This window comes from Candidatus Regiella insecticola LSR1 (assembly GCF_000143625.1).
Lineage (GTDB): Bacteria > Pseudomonadota > Gammaproteobacteria > Enterobacterales > Enterobacteriaceae > Regiella > Regiella insecticola.
In genome coordinates this window covers 1-1,115 of the sequence record NZ_GL379640.1, presented here as the reverse complement: position 1 = coordinate 1,115, position 1,115 = coordinate 1, and the positions used below count along the sequence as shown (strand labels likewise).

Below are 1,115 nucleotides of genomic sequence, written 5' to 3'. Positions count from 1 at the left end.
AGCCGAGGCACGGCCAGTTCACGCCACAGCGTTGCAGGTGTTTGGCCAAAATCCAGGCGCCAATCTGGACATTCAGGCAAGCGTTACTGAGTAACTCCTTTTTTGATTTAATGACCCCCATCGACACCAAGGCGGGAATGTGACGGGAGTTAATTTGCATCGGGCCATAGTCGGTACTGAGTGCCTTGCCCGCCTTGTTGCGGTTAATATTGACGGCACGCGGATCCAGGCCACTTTCTTGTACCGCCATCGCTTTTAGCAACAGCGGATCAACCTGATAACGCAGCCCAGCGGCCTGAAAACACAAGGCGTTAACGCTGCCAGAGAAGCCGAGCAAACACAAAATGGGTATCAAAAACTTTTTTTTCATTTTTACCGCCAAATAAAAAATAACTTTAATAGCACGCTTAACCGGTCTATTATTCAATCTATTCATGTGTTAAACAAAAGGAATAACGTGACATGCCAAATCTCATCCTTAGTGATACCAGTGCCAGCGTGAGTGAGTTGAAAAAAAATCCGATGGCGACGGTGGATGCCGGAGACGGCTTACCGGTCGCTATCCTCAATCGAAACAAACCCGCTTTTTACTGTGTGCCCGCTCCCCTTTATGAAGCCATGATGGGATCACTGGATGATCTCGATCTGATAGAGATTGTTCGCCAACGCGAAGGAGGTGAAACCGTAGAGGTGGATTTGGATCAATACTTATGATCTATAAAATTAAATTTGATAAAAAAGCCTTCAAAGAATGGGAAGCACTGACTGATCCCCTTCGTAAACAATTTGCTAAAGCATTAAAGAAAAGACAAGAACAACCCAGAGTACCGCAAGCAAAATTATCAGGATTAGCGGACTGCTATAAAATTAAGCTGCGAGCTTCTGGTTTTAGGCTGGTTTACAAAGTCGTTGATAATACGCTTATTATCACGGTGATAGCCGTAGGTAAGAGAGAACGTAACCAGGTATACGTGGCGGCTAAAAAGCGCCTCACTTGACGATAAGCGACTGACTCCAATACCTCCTTCACCGGTACAGTACTACGTTAAACTTTTAAATTTCAGGGTGTTATTGCCGGCCGATCCGGTGTCAGCGACACACTGCGCCCGGTAAGC

General features: G+C 46.1%; 3 protein-coding genes. 2 read left to right on the top strand and 1 reads right to left on the bottom strand.

Going from position 1 to position 1,115, the window contains the following annotated elements; translation table 11 throughout:
- On the bottom strand, positions 1-370 hold a 370-nt coding region (locus REG_RS08600), incomplete at its 3' end, for a lytic transglycosylase domain-containing protein (RefSeq protein WP_039908296.1).
- Positions 371-462: 92 nt separating this feature from the next.
- Here REG_RS08600 and REG_RS08595 point away from each other — a divergent pair.
- A complete protein-coding gene (locus REG_RS08595) occupies positions 463-714 on the top strand; it encodes a type II toxin-antitoxin system Phd/YefM family antitoxin (RefSeq protein ID WP_006705282.1) in 252 nt (83 codons plus the stop codon).
- Complete coding sequence (locus REG_RS08590; protein WP_006705281.1) at positions 711-998, top strand: type II toxin-antitoxin system RelE family toxin; 288 nt, start codon at positions 711-713, stop codon at positions 996-998. Before REG_RS08595 ends, REG_RS08590 begins: the two co-directional genes overlap by 4 nt.
- Positions 999-1,115 lie beyond the last annotated feature (117 nt).

Excerpts from the sequence above, each read along its gene's own strand:
- REG_RS08590 (WP_006705281.1), top strand. The coding sequence starts at position 711 with ATGATCTATAAAATTAAATTTGATAAAAAAGCCTTCAAAGAATGGGAA.
- REG_RS08595 (WP_006705282.1), top strand. The coding sequence starts at position 463 with ATGCCAAATCTCATCCTTAGTGATACCAGTGCCAGCGTGAGTGAGTTG.